This is a genomic window from Brevibacillus sp. BD137, from assembly GCF_041644655.1.
Classification (GTDB): Bacteria; Bacillota; Bacilli; order Brevibacillales; family Brevibacillaceae; genus Brevibacillus; species Brevibacillus brevis_D.
In genome coordinates, this window is the sequence record NZ_JAOTNO010000013.1 from 86,215 (window position 1) to 103,550 (window position 17,336).

Sequence of the window (17,336 nt, forward strand, 5' to 3'; positions counted from 1 at the left end):
GCAAAAAAGGCCATCCCGCAAAGGATGGCCTTTAATAATCGCGTGCTGCGTCGAACCAGCTTTGAGCCATTTCCTCCGTAATAGGCTGGCCAATTTGGTGGTCAGACTGGCTTAGTTGCCATACGGCTTCACCCAAGTCTTCTCGTTCAGTCGTTTCGATACCTTTGAGGGGGTTGAAGCGCACGGTGAAGGCGGTAATGGCTGCCTCGGCATCAGCAAGGCTGCGGGCTTGGGCCAAGGCCGCTTGTGCAACATCATAGGCTTCATTAGCCAGCTTGGCCAGACGTTTCGGCCAGGACGAAAATGGGCGGCCAAACTCGGTTGTCCACCATTCGGGCTTCCGTAATTGGCTCACGGAAGCGTAGCCAGTCCACGGGCGAGTCTTAGCTCGTGCTTTCATTTGCTGCCTCAGTCGCTTACCCGTAATCTCCTCCACGTTATAGGCGATAAATCTGTCAAGCAACGGCCACACATTTAATGGCGGCAAATCACCCAGATCAGGCATAAAGCGCAGCTCCAAATTCGTTAACTGGGACTGACGAGCTAAGAGCTCCAAATCGCAGAAATTCCCCCACAAGCTCAGTGATGTAAGATTTTGAAATCTCTCTAGACACGCAAGCGAGATAGGCTGCGCAAGCGGTTCGTTTCGAAGCGTCAGGGTTGTGACCTGGTGTAGTGCGCCCAGATCGGGAAGCAAGAAGGGCTCATCATTCTTGCGGCGGCTGGTGCGCGGCTTCAGTGTCAGAGAGTAGGGCATGTCGCCAGCGACAGAAAAACGCGATAGATCACCAGCTACACTCAGACGGAAATATTCAGAGACCTGGCGTTTCGGGAGCTTCAGGTGCAAACGGCTTTCAAACTGGTCCAGTTCAATATGCAAGCCGTGCAATTTGGATTGGCTGGCGTCCACGACTATGTCTTTAGGCAGGATCGGAACCCATGTCATTTCTTCAATGGGGCGTTCTATGGCCCAGTCGAAGAAGCTCGTGTCACTCCCAGCGTAGTACAGAACTCGCGGCCAAGGCGAGCCAGCTGGCGTGGCGAAGGAATCGAATACATTCCAATTAATGGGTGTATAGGGATCGACGTGTAGGTCTGTTTTATTGCCCGCTTGTGAAGGTCCAATGGAGAGGCTGCCTACGCCGGGCTTGAGAACAAGTGTGTGGCTGTGAGGGCCAGTCAGGTCGATAGGATAACGACCATCCTCTCTGATAGAACCAGCAGGAGAACCAACTTTCTTATGAATTGGCATTTCCTTCATCCTTCCTTCTTAACTCCTGACTTATCCGCTATGTATCACGATATCAATACCTTTGGGCTTACTAAAAATAATAGCATAGAAAGCCAAGCCGAGGTTCCAGTTGCTGCGGTGGAGAGAAGAATATTTCCAGTCTACGCTCCGGGCTACGTCCTGCTGGGATGTATAGACTGTCCGCTCCGCAGCAATTTGCGGGGAAATGCAAAAGTGGTAGCCGCTACGTCGTTTGGGCACGTTGCATTTCTATTGCCCGCAAATCACTGCGAAGCTCAGTTGGACTTCGAAAGTCGCTAGGACTGGAAATATTCTTCTCTGACGTTGCTGTTCAATGATTATCAATCTTTAAAACCTACTTGAAAACCCAACAGCTCGCAAGGAAACAGGAGAAATAAGCGAAGATCTTTGGGGCACCCACCGAGGCGCAATGGAAAAAGCGAAACACGCTTTTAAGCGTCCACCTCTGAGAAGCATCCCTGAACCTCTACTTTGGACGCGGTTTCGCTTTTTCCATGGAGCCGTGCAGTGAATCCCCCTAGCTGGTGACCCAAGAAGCTGGAGCGTTTTCTCCTGTTTCCTCCCACCACAGCAGCAGGAATAACAAGTATCAAATAAAGACTCAAAGTATCAAATTGATACAACAAAATCTCATTTTGATACGATCATCACCAAAACAATAAGCCATCCACGTCCTCATACCGTTGGCACGATCCTTGCTGTATCAGTTAGGATGAAACCAACCGAGGAGGTACACATCAAATGGATAAACGTAATCAACCATCAATCTACGTCGTGAAAAATAAGAGAAAAAATAGCGAGAGTGCTCGCATTCCTGCCTATTTAACCCCAATAGAATCCCGTTTTGCCAAAGCCTTTCATCAATCTCTCGCAAACTACGAGCCGACTCCTCTCCTTACATTGCCTGCGTTAGCACGTGAGCTGGGAGTAGGACAAGTACTTGTAAAAGATGAGTCCAAACGCTTCGGCCTCAATGCCTTCAAAGTTCTGGGAGCTTCTTACGCGATGGCGCGTTTCTTGTGCGAGAAGCTGGGCATATCGACAGAAGAGATGACCTTCGAGGCACTGTGCTCCCGAGAAGTGAAAGAGCGAATTGGAGAAGTCACTTTCGTTACGGCGACAGATGGCAATCACGGAAGGGCCGTTGCCTGGGCTGCCAAGGCGCTCGGACAGCATGCCGTTGTATACTTGCCCAAAGGCTCCGCCCAACAACGGGTAGATGCGATCCGCGAGGCCGGCGCACAAGCTCACGTCATCAATGGAAACTACGATGAAGCAGTGCGTCTCTCAGAACAAATGGCCAAGGAACATGGTTGGCAAGTGATTCAAGATACGGCATGGGAAGGCTACACGACCATTCCCACGTGGATCATGCAGGGCTATACGACGATGGCAGCAGAGGCGATGGAACAACTCTCAGCCACCGCGGACGCCAAACAGCCGACGCATCTATTCTTGCAGGCAGGTGTCGGTTCCATGGCTGCCGCAGTCTTGGGACATTTTGTAGTAGCGCAAGCAAACAAAAACCTAACAACCGTGATCGTCGAACCGCATAGCGCCAATTGCATGGTCCTCTCAGCAGAAGAGAACGACGGACAACCACATGCTGCTACAGGAGAGCTAGGAACCATCATGGCAGGTCTGGCATGTGGCGAGCCGAATCCGCTGGCATGGGAAATCTTGCAGGAGCATGCAGACTTCTTCGTCAGTTGTGCCGATTACGTGGCGGCAAACGGCATGCGTATACTTGCGGCACCGACTGGAGGCGACCCTTCTATTGTGAGCGGGGAAAGTGGTGCAGTCGGCGTAGGGCTACTCGCTGCCTTGATGAGCAAACCAATGTATCATCAACAGCGTGAGCAGCTTGGTTTACATGAAAATTCCGTTGTTCTGTGCTTTAGTACGGAAGGGGACACGGATCAGGATATATACAAACGCATCATCTGGGAAGGCGCATGCCGGGAAGAGGGGGAGATGACAAAATGAACGTGACGATCAATCGAGACGAACTGATTTCATTGGTGCAGAACTTAATCCGTATCGACTCCGTAAATCCATACCTCGATGAGGATGGGCCGGGCGAAAAGGAGATTGCTGCTTTTATTCGAGATCGTTTACAGAAGGCAGGACTGGAGGTTCACGTCACGCCGATTAACGACACAGCGGTCAATGTCGTCGGGATTTTGCGCGGAACAGGCGGTGGCAAATCCTTGATGCTCAACGGGCATATGGACACCGTAAGTGCCAAGCGCATGGAGATTCCGCCGTTTGAGCCTACCCTTGTAGACAACAAAATTTTCGGCAGAGGCAGTCAGGACATGAAGGGAAGTCTGGGGGCCATGATCGCCGCAGTAGAGGCGATCGCACAAGCAAAGGTTCCGTTGACAGGAGATGTCATTTTGACTTTTGTCGCTGACGAGGAATATAAAAGCATCGGCACGGAGGAGCTGGTAAAAGCGTACAAAGCAGATGCGGCGATATGCTGTGAGCCTTCCGACCTGGCGATTGGCGTCGTACACAGAGGTTTTGCCTGGGTCAAATGCGAGGTGCTGGGCAAGGCAGCTCACGGAAGTCGTCCAGCAGAAGGGATTGATGCAATCGTTCGGGCGGGCAGGGTCCTGCAAGAGCTGGAGCGTCTTTCAGACAGGTTGGCTCAAGGGCCAGTTCATCCGATACTAGGTGCGGCATCTGTTCATGCTTCACTCATTCAGGGTGGAACGGAGCTGTCGACCTACCCAGACTATTGCCGCATCGATTGGGAGAGAAGGACGCTGCCAGGCGAGACAGAGGTAGACGTGGCCAATGAAATCGAAGCATTACTACAGAAGCTGAGCGCTGAAGATGAGACGTTTCAAGCAAGCGCCGAGCTGTCATTTTTGCGAGAGCCATTTGAGGTCGGGCTGGATGAACCCGTTTATTTAGCCCTTCAGGCAGCGTGTAAGAGCGTGATGGGTAAAACTCCCGAAGTATGCGGATTCTCGGGATGGACGGATGCAGCATTGTTGCAGGAAGCGGGAATTCCCACTGTCTTGTTTGGACCAGTGGGAGCCGGTTTGCATGCAGCAGTCGAATATGTAGAGGTGGATAGCTTGGTAAACATGAGTGCCATCTTGGTGGAGACAATTTGCGATTTTTGCCAGTAAAAACGGCATAGAGGGCTGGCTTTCCCTGTGATACGTTATAATGGAGGCAAGAGATTGACGGGAGGGGAAGCCAGATGCCCTTGCGAGAAATACAAGAAAGTGTGCAACAGATTGCTTCGGCTGTTGCATCCGTTCTGCGCGTAGAGGTAGAGATTGCAGACAGTCAGTTTTTGCGGATCGCAGGGACGGGAAAGAATGAGGCTGGCGTCTTGCGGACGATGGCAGGAGAGGATCATATATACCGAGAGTCGTTGCTCGCCGGACATCCTGTTGTGATCATGAATCCGGGGCAGGATGAGCGGTGTCGACCCTGTATGCATTATGGAAATTGTACAGAGACGGGAGAGATTTGCTGCCCGATACAATTAGACAATGAAAATATTGGGGTGATCGGCCTACTCGCTTTCGATGAGGAGCAGCGCGAGCGGTTGTTTGCAGATGTGGACGCGATATTGACCTATTTGCAAAAAATGGCCGAGCTGATCGCCATTAAGCTAAAAGAGCACTACTTGTACGTCGAGCAGCTGCATACGGTAGAAAAGCTGCGTGTCGTCATGGATGAAATGGATAAAGCCGTCTTTCTCGTCGATCAAGACAATCGGATTATTCAGGCGAACCAGCGTGCCCGTCAATATTTGCAGCTCGATCATGACGACAGTCAAACGGCAGAATGGATAGATGCCATCCGACTTGCAGATGCCGCGCAGTCAGCGCCAAAGCAGGTCGTTTTGTCAGTCGGGCAGGAAGACAAGACATTTTTGTTTGCCATCAAGCCCATTCTACTGGCCGGAACGGTCAAAGAATGGGTGATTACGCTTGATGATGTGCAGGAAGTCGTGCAAATCGCAAGGCAGGTAAGTGGATATTCGGAGCCCGACCCTTTTCGGATGATTGGTGGTAACAGTCCTGCGATTGTACAGGCAAAGGAAGTGGCAAGACGTGTGGCGGCAAGTGATTCGACTGTCCTGCTCCAAGGTGAAAGTGGAACAGGAAAGGAGCTCTTTGCCAAAGCCATTCATCAGGCAAGCCCTCGACGTGAGGAGCCGTTCCTTTCGATTAATTGCGCCGCAATCCCTGAGCATTTAATGGAAAGCGAGTTGTTCGGTTACGAGGAAGGCTCATTCACAGGAGCACGAAAAGGTGGAAAACCGGGTTTGTTTGAGGTAGCAGGTACAGGCACACTGTTCCTCGATGAAATCGGGGATATGTCTATGCATTTACAGAGCAAGCTGCTGCGCGTTTTGCAAGAAAAGGAACTGTACCGAATAGGAGGGAACGGCAAGCCCATACGCTTAGCGGCAAGGATCATTGCAGCGACCCATCTGGATTTGCAGCAGCGGGTAGACGCGGGGCTGTTTCGGCTGGACCTGTACTATCGGTTGCATGTGATTCCCATCCGCTTGCCCTCGCTACGAGAACGAAGAGAGGATATCCTGCCTTTGGCAAACGATATCCTTTTGGCGCATGCGAATCGGGTGGGGAAGGGGTTGCACGGCTTTTCCAAGGAGACACAAAACATCCTGTTCCATCACGACTGGAGAGGAAACGTCCGAGAGTTGGAAAATGTCATCGAATATGCGGTCAATATGGAGGCAACCTCTTGGGTTCAGCCTGCGAGCTTGCCCATTCGAACGGGAAGGCTACGTGAATCTTCTCCGCATTCCGTAGACGAAAGTCAGGGACCATTTGATTGGCAAAAGCAAGGACTCCTGCTGAAAGAATTGGAACGAGCGGCAATCGATACTGCGATGCAACAAATCCGTGATAGAAACGGAAGAAAAGAAGAAGCAGCTGCGCTATTAGGCATAAGCCGGGCAACGCTGTTTCGGAAACTGCGCGAGTACGGTATCACCTGATCCGACTTCTGGCCGATTTTTTGGGATTGAGCGGATAATGTGGTATGATGGTTTCGATACCGGAAGTAGAGTGGTAAAAGGAAGGAGTGCCAAAAGAAATGAGAGAAGTATTAGGATGGATTCGATCGATAACCTTTGCTGTCGTTTTCGCTCTTGTCCTCGGAATTTTTGTATTTCAACCGTTCAAGGTTGATGGGCATTCCATGGACCCTACCTTACAAGACGAACAGCGCATATATGTGTCTAAACTATCACACACGTTTTCCTATTTGCCAGATTACGGCGATATTGTCGTGATCGACAGTCGGGTAGAACGAAACCGTACATTGATGGACGATATCATGGGGCATCCCTTGGTGTCGCTGGTCACAGGTCAAGCTGATGATCACACGATGTATGTCAAGCGCGTCATTGGAAAACCAGGCGACGTACTGGAGTTCAAAGACAACAAGGTGTATCGAAACGGTGAGGCATTGAACGAACCATACATTAAAGAAACGATGGAATATGTAGCAGACGGAAAGATCACGGTTCCAGCCGATCATATTTTTGTCATGGGAGATAACCGGAATCACAGCACAGATTCCCGCGATATTGGCTTTATTCCGCTGGATCATGTGATGGGAACCATGATCGAAAATCCTCTTAAGAAGTAAGACCGTGAAGGAGAAAAGGTTGTCCATTTATGGGCAACCTTTGTTTCATAGGGAAAGATGTCTCACTTTTCTGATCGCTCTAAAAAGGAGGCCAGCTTATGCCCAGTATTTTGATAGCGGATCGAGACCCGAACGAAAGAATCGGGATCGGATGGCTCGTCAACAGCTATGCCATTCCGTATGATAAGGTGCATAGTGCCGGGACCATGGAAGACGTTTTTGAAATGATGGAAGCGCATACACCGGAAGTGCTCTGTATTGAACTGGACATGATCGGGCGCGGGCAGTGGGACCGACTGAAGCTTTTGGTGGATCAATATCGTCCGACTGTTGTCGTGACCACATCAGAGGCGACATTTGAGCGCGCGATGCAGGGGATTGGACTTTTTGCACGCGATCTATGGTTAAAGCCACAGACACCGGAATACATCAGGAGAATCCTGACGAGATGCTGTCAGGAGCGCTTGGATCGGAAGCGAGTGAACGAAGAGAAGGGAACAGGAGCGGACAAACACAGGGATGTCTCGTATCTTGACCTGTTTTTCCCCGGGCATGTACAAGCCAAGTCTTATTCGCTCATGCTGGCTCAATTGGAGGACCCGAAGCGGCATCTCGAGCTGCTGCGCTTCTTTGAAGAATATCCGTTTCGCGACAAACCCGATCTTTTGCCGTTAGGGGAGACCATTGTGGGGGTTTTTCCAATGGATGCTGCGGTCTCGCCTTCTACGCTCCACCAAATGGGCAAGCGTTTGCTGATGGACTGGGAAGCAAACCATGATGCGCCACTCTTTTTGGTCATGTATGACGCAAGTAACCATGAGCAGAGCTTGAACGAAAATTATGCGGAGGCGAGCCAAGCCCTGCAAGTGCGCTTTTTCAAAGGATATCGGCAAGTGACGGTTATGGACAATCCCGTGAATTGGACGATGATAGACCCATTTTTGACGCCCGCCGAACAGCGCACCTGGGTAGAATTGCTGGATGAAGGTAATCGGGAAGAGTTGAAGCAGTGGCTGTATACACACTTCTTTTACAAGGAAGAGCCTTATCCAGAGCCGGGATTGTTGCGTATTCGGCTAACGAGTATTTTGGCCCAAGTCAGACGGTACATGATATCACGTGGTCTTGACTCCGCACCTTTGGAAGAAGAGTATCACCGGGTTTTCGAAACGATTCTGTACTCGCCGATCTTGTATCGGATCGTAGTGGAACTGCTGCTGTTCATCAATCAGCTTCTTGATGCTGCTCATCATCCCATCGACGAATCCCGTGTGGATGTCGTGGAACAGGCGATTCGCTATATAGAAGGACGTTATACCGATCCGGCACTTCGCCTGGAGGAAGTTGCACGCTATATCGACCGGAGCCCTTCCTATTTCAGTACGCTGCTCGCTCAAAAGCAAGGAAGCTCTTTTCGCCAGATTCTCACTTCGTTGCGGGTAAAAGAAGCACGCCGATTGCTTCTCGAAACATCCTTGTCTGTCCAAGAGGTGGCAGAGCGATGTGGATTTATTAACGCGAATTATTTCAGTAAAATTTTTAAGGAAAAGACAGGGACAACCCCACGTTTGTTACGAAATCAGAAGAAAAGATAGAAATCGAAAGAAAAGGCAGATTTTTTTGTCAAACCATGAATGCGGTTGCAAGTGAATCGAAATTAGAGGCACCAAATCGAAAGCGCGGTGTCTTTTTTGTCTTTCCGTGCTTTTTTACAATGGAGCTAAGAAGTACATCCTTTTAGAAAAGCAGGTGGAAATGATGAAGACGACACAATCCGTTGAACAATTGATCCAAGCCTTTTCAGGTACCCAATTACATACAAAGGGATGGGTGCAGGAAGCTGCGCTGCGCATGCTTTTGAACAACCTCAATCCTGATGTAGCGGAGCGTACAGAGGATCTGGTCGTATACGGCGGAATTGGCAAGGCGGCACGGAACTGGGAATGCTTCGATGCGATTGTCAAAACATTGCAAACGTTAGAGAGCGATGAAACACTCCTCATCCAGTCTGGGAAGCCAGTTGCTGTATTCAAATCGCATACCGATGCACCGCGTGTGCTGCTGGCAAACTCGAACCTGGTGCCTGCCTGGGCGAATTGGGAGCATTTCCACGAGCTGGACAAAAAGGGTTTGATGATGTACGGACAAATGACTGCGGGAAGCTGGATTTACATTGGCAGCCAGGGCATCGTACAAGGAACGTATGAGACGTTTGCAGAGCTGGCACGCCAGCATTTTGAAGGCACGCTTACTGGAACGATTACCGTCACAGCAGGCTTGGGCGGCATGGGTGGTGCGCAACCGTTGGCCGTATCGCTCAATGGCGGTGTGAGCATCAATATCGAGGTGGACCCGACCCGTATCCAACGCAGACTGGACACGAAATACCTGGATGTAATGACAGCTAGTCTGGATGAAGCGATCCGCTTGGCGGAAGAAGCGAAACGTGACAAAAAAGGCATTTCCATCGGTTTGTTGGGGAATGCTCCCGAAGTGCTGAATGCCATGCTGGCTCGCGACTTTATCCCGGATGTGCTGACGGACCAGACCTCCTCGCATGATCCACTCAATGGCTACATTCCCATCGGCATGTCACTGGAGGAAGCAGCTGAACTACGGACACGCGATCCGAAAGCGTACGAATCTCGGGCAAAAGCAAGCATCGCTGAGCACGTACGCGCGATGCTCGCCATGCAGGAAAAAGGAGCCGTCACTTTCGACTATGGCAACAACATCAGGCAGGTGGCAAAAAACGAGGGTGTGGAGGATGCGTTCCGTTTCCCTGGCTTCGTGCCAGCCTATATCCGTCCACAGTTTTGCGAGGGCAAGGGGCCGTTCCGTTGGGTAGCACTGTCTGGCGATCCTGAGGATATTTACAAGACAGACGAAGTCATCCTGCGCGAGTTTTCCTACAACACGCATCTGTGCAACTGGATTCGCATGGCACAGGAGCGCATTCAGTTCCAGGGACTGCCTTCCCGCATTTGCTGGTTAGGCTATGGCGAGCGTGCGCGTTTTGGCCAAATCATCAATGAGATGGTGGCACGCGGTGAGCTATCGGCCCCAATCGTCATTGGACGTGACCATCTGGACTCCGGTTCTGTTGCTTCGCCAAACCGTGAGACAGAAGCGATGAAGGACGGCAGCGATGCGGTTGCAGACTGGCCGATTCTTAATGCCATGATCAATGCGGTAGGCGGAGCGAGCTGGGTATCTGTGCACCACGGAGGCGGTGTTGGCATGGGATACTCTCTCCACGCAGGAATGGTCATCGTGGCCGATGGTACTCCAGAAGCAGCACGTCGTCTGGAGCGTGTCCTCACGACCGATCCAGGCATGGGCATCGTCCGCCATGTGGATGCAGGCTACGACCTCGCGATTCAAACAGCCAAGGAAAAAGGCGTCAACATTCCGATGATGAAGGAGTAAAAGCCATGACAAAACCTGTATGGATTCGCCACGCCAGTCAGCTTGCCACGCTGGCTGGCGGCTCCTCTTCCCCGGTTGTAGGAGCGCAAATGAACGAGTTGTCGATCATCGAGGACGGAAGCATCTGGCTGGAAGACGGCGTTATCCAGCGTGTGGGACCAGATGAAGAGCTGGCGCTTCGCTATCGAGACCGTGCGCATGAGGCGCAAATCATGGATGCTTCGGGCAAGCTGGTCACGCCAGGGCTGATCGATCCGCATACACATCTGGTGCACGCGGGCAGTCGGCAAAACGAGTTTAACATGCGGCTAAATGGTGCGACCTATATGGAGATTATGAACAATGGCGGCGGAATTCACTCGACTACCGCAGCGACCCGTGCAGCTACCCATGAAGAGCTGTTTGCCCAGAGCAAGCATCGTCTTGACCAGTTTCTGTTGCATGGAGTCACAACCGTCGAGGCGAAAAGCGGCTACGGCCTGACATTGGAGGATGAGCTGAAGCAGCTTGAGGTCGCCAAGCAGTTGAACGAAGCACATCCCATCGACATCGTCAGTACTTTTATGGGTGCACATGCTGTGCCACGTGAATACAAGGAAAATCCGGATGCGTTTGTAGACGTGGTCATCGAGGAAATGCTCCCGGAGGTCGCTCGACGCAAGCTGGCTGTTTTTAACGATGTATTTTGCGAAAGAGGTGTGTTCACCCCGGAGCAATCCCGACGCATTCTCGAAGCAGGGGTCCGTCATGGGCTATTGCCGAAGATTCATGCGGACGAAATCGAACCGTATGAAGGGGCAGAGCTGGCAGCTTCGGTTGGAGCGGTATCTGCGGATCATTTGTTGCGCGCCTCAGACAAGGGGATTGAACAGATGGCGGAAGCGGGCGTCATCGCTGTGTTACTGCCTGGTACGGCATTCTTCCTGATGGCAGAGTCAGCAAATGGCAGGAAAATGATCGATCGTGGCGTGGCTGTCGCGATTTCAACGGATTGCAATCCGGGCTCGTCTCCAACGGTTTCGCTTCCACTCATCATGAATCTGGGTTGCCTGAAAATGGGGATGACGCCAGCTGAGGTGCTGACAGCAGCTACCATCAATGCTGCTCACGCAATCCGCTGCGCGCATGAAGTCGGCAGCCTTGAGGTGGGGAAAAAGGCGGATGTCACGATTTTTGATGTTCCTGATTTCATGACCTTGCAATATCGGTATGGAATCAACCACGTAAACACGGTCATCAAAAACGGAACGATTGTCGTTGCTCGGGGCAGACTGGCGTAATACGAGAGAGAGCAAAAGAAAAACGGATAGAAGTGGAGGAGACCGGCTTGTCTTTGAAATGGGGGGACATGTATGGGCAATATTTCGAACAGCAATCTTGCGCCGCATCCTAGTCAGCAAGCCGTATCCACCACACATGCTTGGAAGTTTTTTGTTTTTAGCCTTATTGGTATTTTCGTCTTTTTTATTCCTGTTACCGTTAATGACACAAGCTCAATTATGCTCGATCACATCGTGACATGGGTTCGTCAAATCATGCCGGGTGCAATACCGGTGTACGCTTTGCTTGTGATTGTGCTTGGGGCCATTTATCCGTTTGTGACGGGCAGTTGGAAGCAGAGCAAAGTAAACCTCGTCTTTTCGGCGCTAAAAGTACTGGGTGTGCCTATCGCTCTGTTGATTTATTTTCAGGCGGGTCCTGCATGGTTGCTGGACAAGAATATGGGGCCTTTTCTCTTCGAAAAGCTGGTGATTCCCGTAGGCATGGTGGTTCCGATCGGCTCCGTGTTCTTGGCTCTGCTAGTTGGCTACGGCCTTTTGGAGTTTATTGGGGTATTGGTACAACCGATCATGCGCCCGATTTGGAAAACACCTGGCCGCTCTGCAGTAGATGCGGTGGCATCCTTTGTGGGAAGCTATTCGATCGGTCTTTTGATCACGAACCGGGTATTCAAAGAAGGCAAATATACAATAAAAGAAGCAGTCATTATTGCAACCGGCTTTTCCACCGTTTCTGCGACATTTATGATCGTGATTGCAAAAACATTGGATTTGATGAATTACTGGAATCTTTACTTCTGGGTGTCGCTCGTGGTGACGTTTCTCGTAACCGCAGTGACTGTGCGTATTTGGCCGCTGTCCAAGATGAGCGATGCGTATTACCAGGACAACGGCGATCCTGAAAAAGTAATCAAGGAAAAACGGCTGCGTCAGGCGTGGATGGAAGCAATGGATGCAGCGGGAAAAGCACTGCCGCTTAAACGGAACATTTGGGAGAACTTGCGGGATGGTTTTATCATGACCATGAGTATTCTTCCGTCCATCATGTCGGTCGGTTTGCTTGGGTTGGTACTGGCCGAATTTACCCCTTTGTTTGACTGGCTGGGCTACTTGTTTTATCCACTAACATGGCTCTTGCAAATTCCAGAGCCGATGCTGGCGGCAAAAGCGTCAGCGATCGAAATTGCCGAAATGTTTTTACCCGCACTACTAGTGGTAAAAGCGCCTCTGGTCACCAAGTTTGTCATTGCCGTTGTTTCGGTTTCTTCTATCCTGTTCTTTTCCGCGACGATTCCTTGCATTTTGTCTACCGAGATTCCGATTAGTATTCCAAAGCTTCTGGTGATTTGGGTAGAGCGTACGATCCTAACGCTGCTGTTTGTTACCCCGTTAGCCTTCCTGCTTCTGCCCTAATCATGAATAGCCAATGGACAATTATGGTATGATGGTGGCAGGTTCGAACATGCAGAGGAAAGAGGGGCTAGTCATGTCAGGATTCGGAATTTTCCGTGATGTTATTACGTCAGAGCAGCAACTGCGCGAAATGGTCGGAGAGCCAAGTCGTCTCGTACAGAACAAGGCGATACCCCAGCTGGATGACCATAGCCGAAATTACATTGCCCAAGCACCATTTCTCATCATTGCCACAGCAGACAAAGATGGCCATTGCGATGCTTCGCCACGTGGAGATGCGCCTGGCTTTGTACATGTCATCGATGATCACCATCTGGTCATCCCCGAGCGCCCAGGAAACAAGCGGATGGACTCTATCACGAATATTTTGGTCAACCCGCATATTGGGCTTATCTTTTTGATTCCTACGCTGGAAGAGACGTTCCGCGTGAACGGTAAGGCTTGCATTATTCGCGATGAAGAAATACTGGCGAAGATGGCGGTAAACGGGAAGGCGCCAACGCTCGGAATCGGAGTAAAGGTAGAGGAGTGCTTCGTCCACTGTGCGAAGGCATTTATGCGCTCTGGTCTATGGAAGCCGGAGTCCTGGCCGACAGAGGGGACGACTCCTAATGTCGCACAAATGCTGGCGGATCATGTGAAGCTTCCGGGTGTGACGGCAAAAGAAGTGGCAGAGGGCTTGCAAGACAGCTATACGAATCGATTGTATTAAGCATAGGAAAAACGGCAGTTCTCCCATTTCGTTGTGGAGCCTGCCGTTTTCGGTTTATTCAGGGATAGGGTCGCCTACCAACCACCCAGTATTGGAGCTGCCACAGTAATAGCATTCGACTGTATAAGAGGGCATGTTCGAATAACGTATATGTTCCGGGATTATGAAGACCGGGTCGACGTTTCCGGTTCCCCCCGTTGGGGTTCCTTTTGTAATGCCCCGGAAAATGACCTTGATATCATACCCTGGCAGACTGTTCATATTGCCCAATCTAGCGGTCAGTCTAGCCTTGAGATCACCCAGTGGGGCGTTGGCTTTATTTTCGGCAGCGGTGTACGGCCAAGGGTTTTCAGGATGATACTTTTGAATGACAATGACATACTCTTTATATCGATTCGTATCCCGCCGCTTGTCTAATTGACCGATCGCTTCATGAATCCGGGAGCCAATTTGGGAATCGTCATGAGAGCTGATTGTCTTGATCTCCATAGCCACACGTTTTTCCTCGTAGGAAACGGTTGAATCATCCTCATCCTCCTCCAGCATGCGGTCTTCCTTAGGCGTGTCGTTTTGCTGCTCCTCCAAATAAGTGTAATCAATGTCAGGATCGTCGTCCTTATCCTTTCCGAAAAAGGGCGTGATATTTTCTCCGAATAGACGCTGTGCCTCCTCCAGTTCTGTATAATTCCCACCCGTAACCGAGAAAATATCGGAAATTTTGGCGTGCAGACTGATACCGTAACGTACTTTGGCAAAGTAGTTATCTACGTCGTCCACTTGCTCAAAAAGCTCATTTACCGTTCCTTCATCCAGGTTATTTGTTTTTTCCACATGTTTGTCCCACATTCTGCGTGCATCTTTTACATCTTCGTCCCAAGTGCCTTGGATAATCGGAGATGATACGGAACTACCAGTATCCGTACCTGTGCGTTCTGTCATGGTGCCTGTGGCAGCCAGTGACCCATAGCGATCCGCTTCCGCTTCCAGAGCCGGATCATCATTGATGGGCAAGCTGGAATCTGGAACGTTCGCTTGTACCCGTCCTTGTCGTTGCTGAACCACATGTGTCAGCTCATGACCGAGTAGCTGCTGACCGCTTTGCGTCTCTGGCTGATACGTCCCCGGGGCAAAGTGAATGTCATTCCCTTGGGCAAAGGCAACCGCCCCGATTTGGGAGGCAACAGACGATTCTGGATGAATCTGTACATCTGAAAAATCAGTGTGAAAAGCATTCTCCATTTTTGCTTGGACGGAATCAGGGAGGGAGCGACCGCTGCCGGCAGAGAGATTCTCCGATTTTTGCAAGGGAGTCTTCGCTAACATGCGCTGCACAGCCTGATTGCCAAGAGTCTTTTGTAGAGAAAGGATGTGGGAAGAGTGACTCGCCTTTCTTTGGACCTGATTCATTTGGAGCATGGGTCTGGAAACAGGTGCACCCGGTTTTTCACGGGTCGCATCCATAGACGGCTTGCTAGTTTCATAGCGTCGCATGATTACACCCCCTCTACTTTTGTCACGTCCAATTGTACGGGTTCCTTTTGCTGTGCTTGATAGAAATAGAGATACAGATACGGGTCGACCAAATAGCTCGTGATAGCGCCAGTGCGGTTAGCGTACGTGGAGGATGTCTTGGGCAAAATGGCCGCTTTGCTGTCGAGCTCGCTCCGATCTTCTTTGACGATCGAGATGACCTGTGGGTGATAGACGTGGACGGCAGTGACAATCTGTTTGCCAGGGTGTCCGGGTGCTGGTTCAAGTGTAATAGCCATGTTCATTTCACGATACGCCAGCTTTTGTGGTAATAAGGTGGTACCTTTCGCTGGTGGAACTTCGGGTGCTTTTTGATCAGCAGGAGGAGGGGCAGCACCTTCGACTTCCTTCGGTGTGTCATCGTCGGGCTTGCCCATGATTTCCTCCAGCTTGCTCCGGGAGATGCCAATGAATCCTGGCAAATCAATGCGCCCTTCGCGGAAGTACCCCTTGTACAACGGCAAGCCTTCCTTGTCGTAGAGTACCCCGATGCCGTCGTATGCACCTGCCCGAAATTGCCCTTGATACAACAGTGCGTCTTCAGCAGAACGAAGCTCTCCCGTTCCGTGATAATGCCCTTCGGCAAAGCCGCCTTTATACAGCGTTATGCCACTTGCATCTTTCAGCTCGCCCTGCCCATGATACACACCCAGCAAAAAATCACCTTGATAAACGATGCTGCCATTGGTGGAGAATTTGGTTCCGGCTCCATTGAAGTGCCCGTTTCGAAAATGACCTTCATACACGAGCTTGCCATCCCGATCAAAAAGACTCCCGGCCCCGTTGTATCTGCCGTCCACAAATTGACCTTTATACTGAGCGAGCCCGTTTTCGTAGTAATCAGTTCCTTCGCCGCCGTAGAATCCATTGTCAAACATTCCGTCGTAGAGCAGCTTTCCATCCTTCGTAAAAAGTCTGCCAGCTCCGTTATACACCCCATTTTTAAAAGCGCCTTCGTATTTGATTACGCCATTTGTGTACAATTCCTGACCGGCTCCATCCAGCTCCCCATTTTTGAAATCTCCCTGAAAAACAACTTGCTGGTTGTCGTTGTACAATGCTCCTTGACCAGCGTATACCCCATTTTCAAACCCGCCTTGATAGACGAGAACGCCTTTCCGGTATCCTTTGCCGAAGCCTTGCGGAGTGCCGCTTTTAAACTCGCCGCTGTATAGAAGCTTCCCATTGTCGTCATAGAGCTCGCCTTTTCCGTCATACAGACCGTCCACGAGCTGGCCAGAATAGATCATCGTGCCTTCCGGGTTGTAAATGATCGCCAGACCCGTGTCGGAAATCTGTTGATTGGGAGTTTTTAAATGAATGACGATGGGACGTTGCAAAAAGCGGTTAAGGGCATCGGGAGGGTTGATGAAAAGAAAGTAGGTCAGGACAAGGAGGAATAGTCCTGTCAAAATGAGAAAGCGTTTGGCGATGTAAAAACGGCCGATATGCATGTAATCGTTGAGTGAAGTTTCTTTTTTGGTGAATAGTCCGGCAATGCCGTTCTTGATCCAATCGAGGGCTTGTTTGGGGAGGGCGGCTCCTTTTTTTATCCAATCCTGCCCCCATTTTTTGAGCGGCTGGGTGAGCGGGTCGACAATTGTTTGTTCCGTTAGCTTTTGGAGTTGTTTGTCCATATCGTAACCTCCCTACTCGTCAGGGAACCTGAATCGTCGCTTGTCCGGGGTTCGTGATCGAAATGACGCCACCCCAGCTACACATGAGCTTGGAGGTTTGGTTGAGGGCAGGCATGTTGGCTACGAGAACAGTAGGGGAGCCAGGAACCCAAGGGGCGGCTGTGACAGGAACGCAGGGGACCGGAGTGAAAACGCCCAGCTTCGCCGCTGTGGCTGCTGCGACCTGAGGGTTGGACATCGTATTGCACATCCCGAATGGAAGGACGTTTACCATCGGTTTATTGTCCATAATGTTTGCGATCGGCATACTGGTTGTGACGCGATTCACCGGGAGCACCATGAGTGAACTGGGAGCAGCACCAAAGCTGCACTGTAGCATAGCTCCTCCGCAGACGAGTTGTCCCATG

At 50.8% G+C, this 17,336-nt stretch carries 13 protein-coding genes; 9 read left to right on the forward strand and 4 right to left on the reverse strand.

Annotated features, from left to right (window positions below; translation table 11 throughout):
* Nucleotides 1–31 precede the first annotated feature (31 nt).
* Nucleotides 32–1,252: a hypothetical protein gene (locus ODZ53_RS23385; RefSeq protein WP_372680509.1), complete on the reverse strand. Its 1,221-nt coding sequence runs from the start codon at nucleotides 1,250–1,252 to the stop codon at nucleotides 32–34.
* 762 nt (nucleotides 1,253–2,014) lie between these two features.
* Between ODZ53_RS23385 and dpaL the strand changes: the two genes are divergently transcribed.
* The 9 genes from dpaL (at nucleotide 2,015) to ODZ53_RS23430 (ending at nucleotide 13,762) form a co-directional block, all read left to right on the forward strand.
* Complete coding sequence (gene dpaL / locus ODZ53_RS23390; RefSeq protein ID WP_372680422.1) at nucleotides 2,015–3,259, forward strand: diaminopropionate ammonia-lyase; 1,245 nt, start codon at nucleotides 2,015–2,017, stop codon at nucleotides 3,257–3,259.
* Nucleotides 3,256–4,416, forward strand: a complete 1,161-nt coding sequence (locus ODZ53_RS23395) for an ArgE/DapE family deacylase (protein ID WP_372680424.1) — start codon at nucleotides 3,256–3,258, stop codon at nucleotides 4,414–4,416. The genes dpaL and ODZ53_RS23395 overlap by 4 nt, the downstream gene beginning before the upstream one ends.
* Before the next feature lie 74 nt (nucleotides 4,417–4,490).
* Nucleotides 4,491–6,272 carry a sigma-54-dependent Fis family transcriptional regulator gene (locus ODZ53_RS23400; RefSeq protein WP_372680426.1) on the forward strand — a complete coding sequence of 594 codons (1,782 nt, stop codon included), beginning with the start codon at nucleotides 4,491–4,493 and terminating at the stop codon, nucleotides 6,270–6,272.
* A gap of 98 nt (nucleotides 6,273–6,370) precedes the next feature.
* The gene (lepB, locus tag ODZ53_RS23405) at nucleotides 6,371–6,928 is read left to right on the forward strand and encodes a signal peptidase I (protein WP_015892475.1); all 558 of its coding nucleotides are present in this window, start codon (nucleotides 6,371–6,373) and stop codon (nucleotides 6,926–6,928) included.
* Between the two features lie 98 nt (nucleotides 6,929–7,026).
* Complete coding sequence (locus tag ODZ53_RS23410) at nucleotides 7,027–8,523, forward strand: helix-turn-helix domain-containing protein (protein ID WP_372680428.1); 1,497 nt, start codon at nucleotides 7,027–7,029, stop codon at nucleotides 8,521–8,523.
* Between the two features lie 163 nt (nucleotides 8,524–8,686).
* Nucleotides 8,687–10,357: a urocanate hydratase gene (gene hutU / locus ODZ53_RS23415; RefSeq protein ID WP_372680511.1), complete on the forward strand. Its 1,671-nt coding sequence runs from the start codon at nucleotides 8,687–8,689 to the stop codon at nucleotides 10,355–10,357.
* Between the two features lie 5 nt (nucleotides 10,358–10,362).
* Complete coding sequence (hutI, locus tag ODZ53_RS23420; RefSeq protein ID WP_372680430.1) at nucleotides 10,363–11,637, forward strand: imidazolonepropionase; 1,275 nt, start codon at nucleotides 10,363–10,365, stop codon at nucleotides 11,635–11,637.
* A 72-nt stretch (nucleotides 11,638–11,709) separates the two neighbouring features.
* Nucleotides 11,710–13,050, forward strand: coding sequence for a YjiH family protein (locus ODZ53_RS23425; RefSeq protein ID WP_372680432.1), 1,341 nt, complete (start codon nucleotides 11,710–11,712; stop codon nucleotides 13,048–13,050).
* A gap of 73 nt (nucleotides 13,051–13,123) precedes the next feature.
* A complete protein-coding gene (locus ODZ53_RS23430) occupies nucleotides 13,124–13,762 on the forward strand; it encodes a pyridoxamine 5'-phosphate oxidase family protein (RefSeq protein WP_372680433.1) in 639 nt (212 codons plus the stop codon).
* 54 nt (nucleotides 13,763–13,816) lie between these two features.
* Here the strand turns inward: ODZ53_RS23430 and ODZ53_RS23435 are convergent, their stop codons facing one another.
* The 3 genes from ODZ53_RS23435 to ODZ53_RS23445 are packed head-to-tail and all read right to left on the reverse strand — an operon-like array spanning nucleotide 13,817 to nucleotide 17,335.
* Complete coding sequence (locus ODZ53_RS23435; RefSeq protein ID WP_372680435.1) at nucleotides 13,817–15,253, reverse strand: eCIS core domain-containing protein; 1,437 nt, start codon at nucleotides 15,251–15,253, stop codon at nucleotides 13,817–13,819.
* Nucleotides 15,254–15,255: 2 nt separating this feature from the next.
* Nucleotides 15,256–16,929, reverse strand: coding sequence for an MORN repeat-containing protein (locus tag ODZ53_RS23440; RefSeq protein ID WP_372680437.1), 1,674 nt, complete (start codon nucleotides 16,927–16,929; stop codon nucleotides 15,256–15,258).
* A 19-nt stretch (nucleotides 16,930–16,948) separates the two neighbouring features.
* The gene (locus ODZ53_RS23445; protein WP_015892467.1) at nucleotides 16,949–17,335 is read right to left on the reverse strand and encodes a DUF4280 domain-containing protein; all 387 of its coding nucleotides are present in this window, start codon (nucleotides 17,333–17,335) and stop codon (nucleotides 16,949–16,951) included.
* Nucleotide 17,336: the final 1 nt, after the last annotated feature.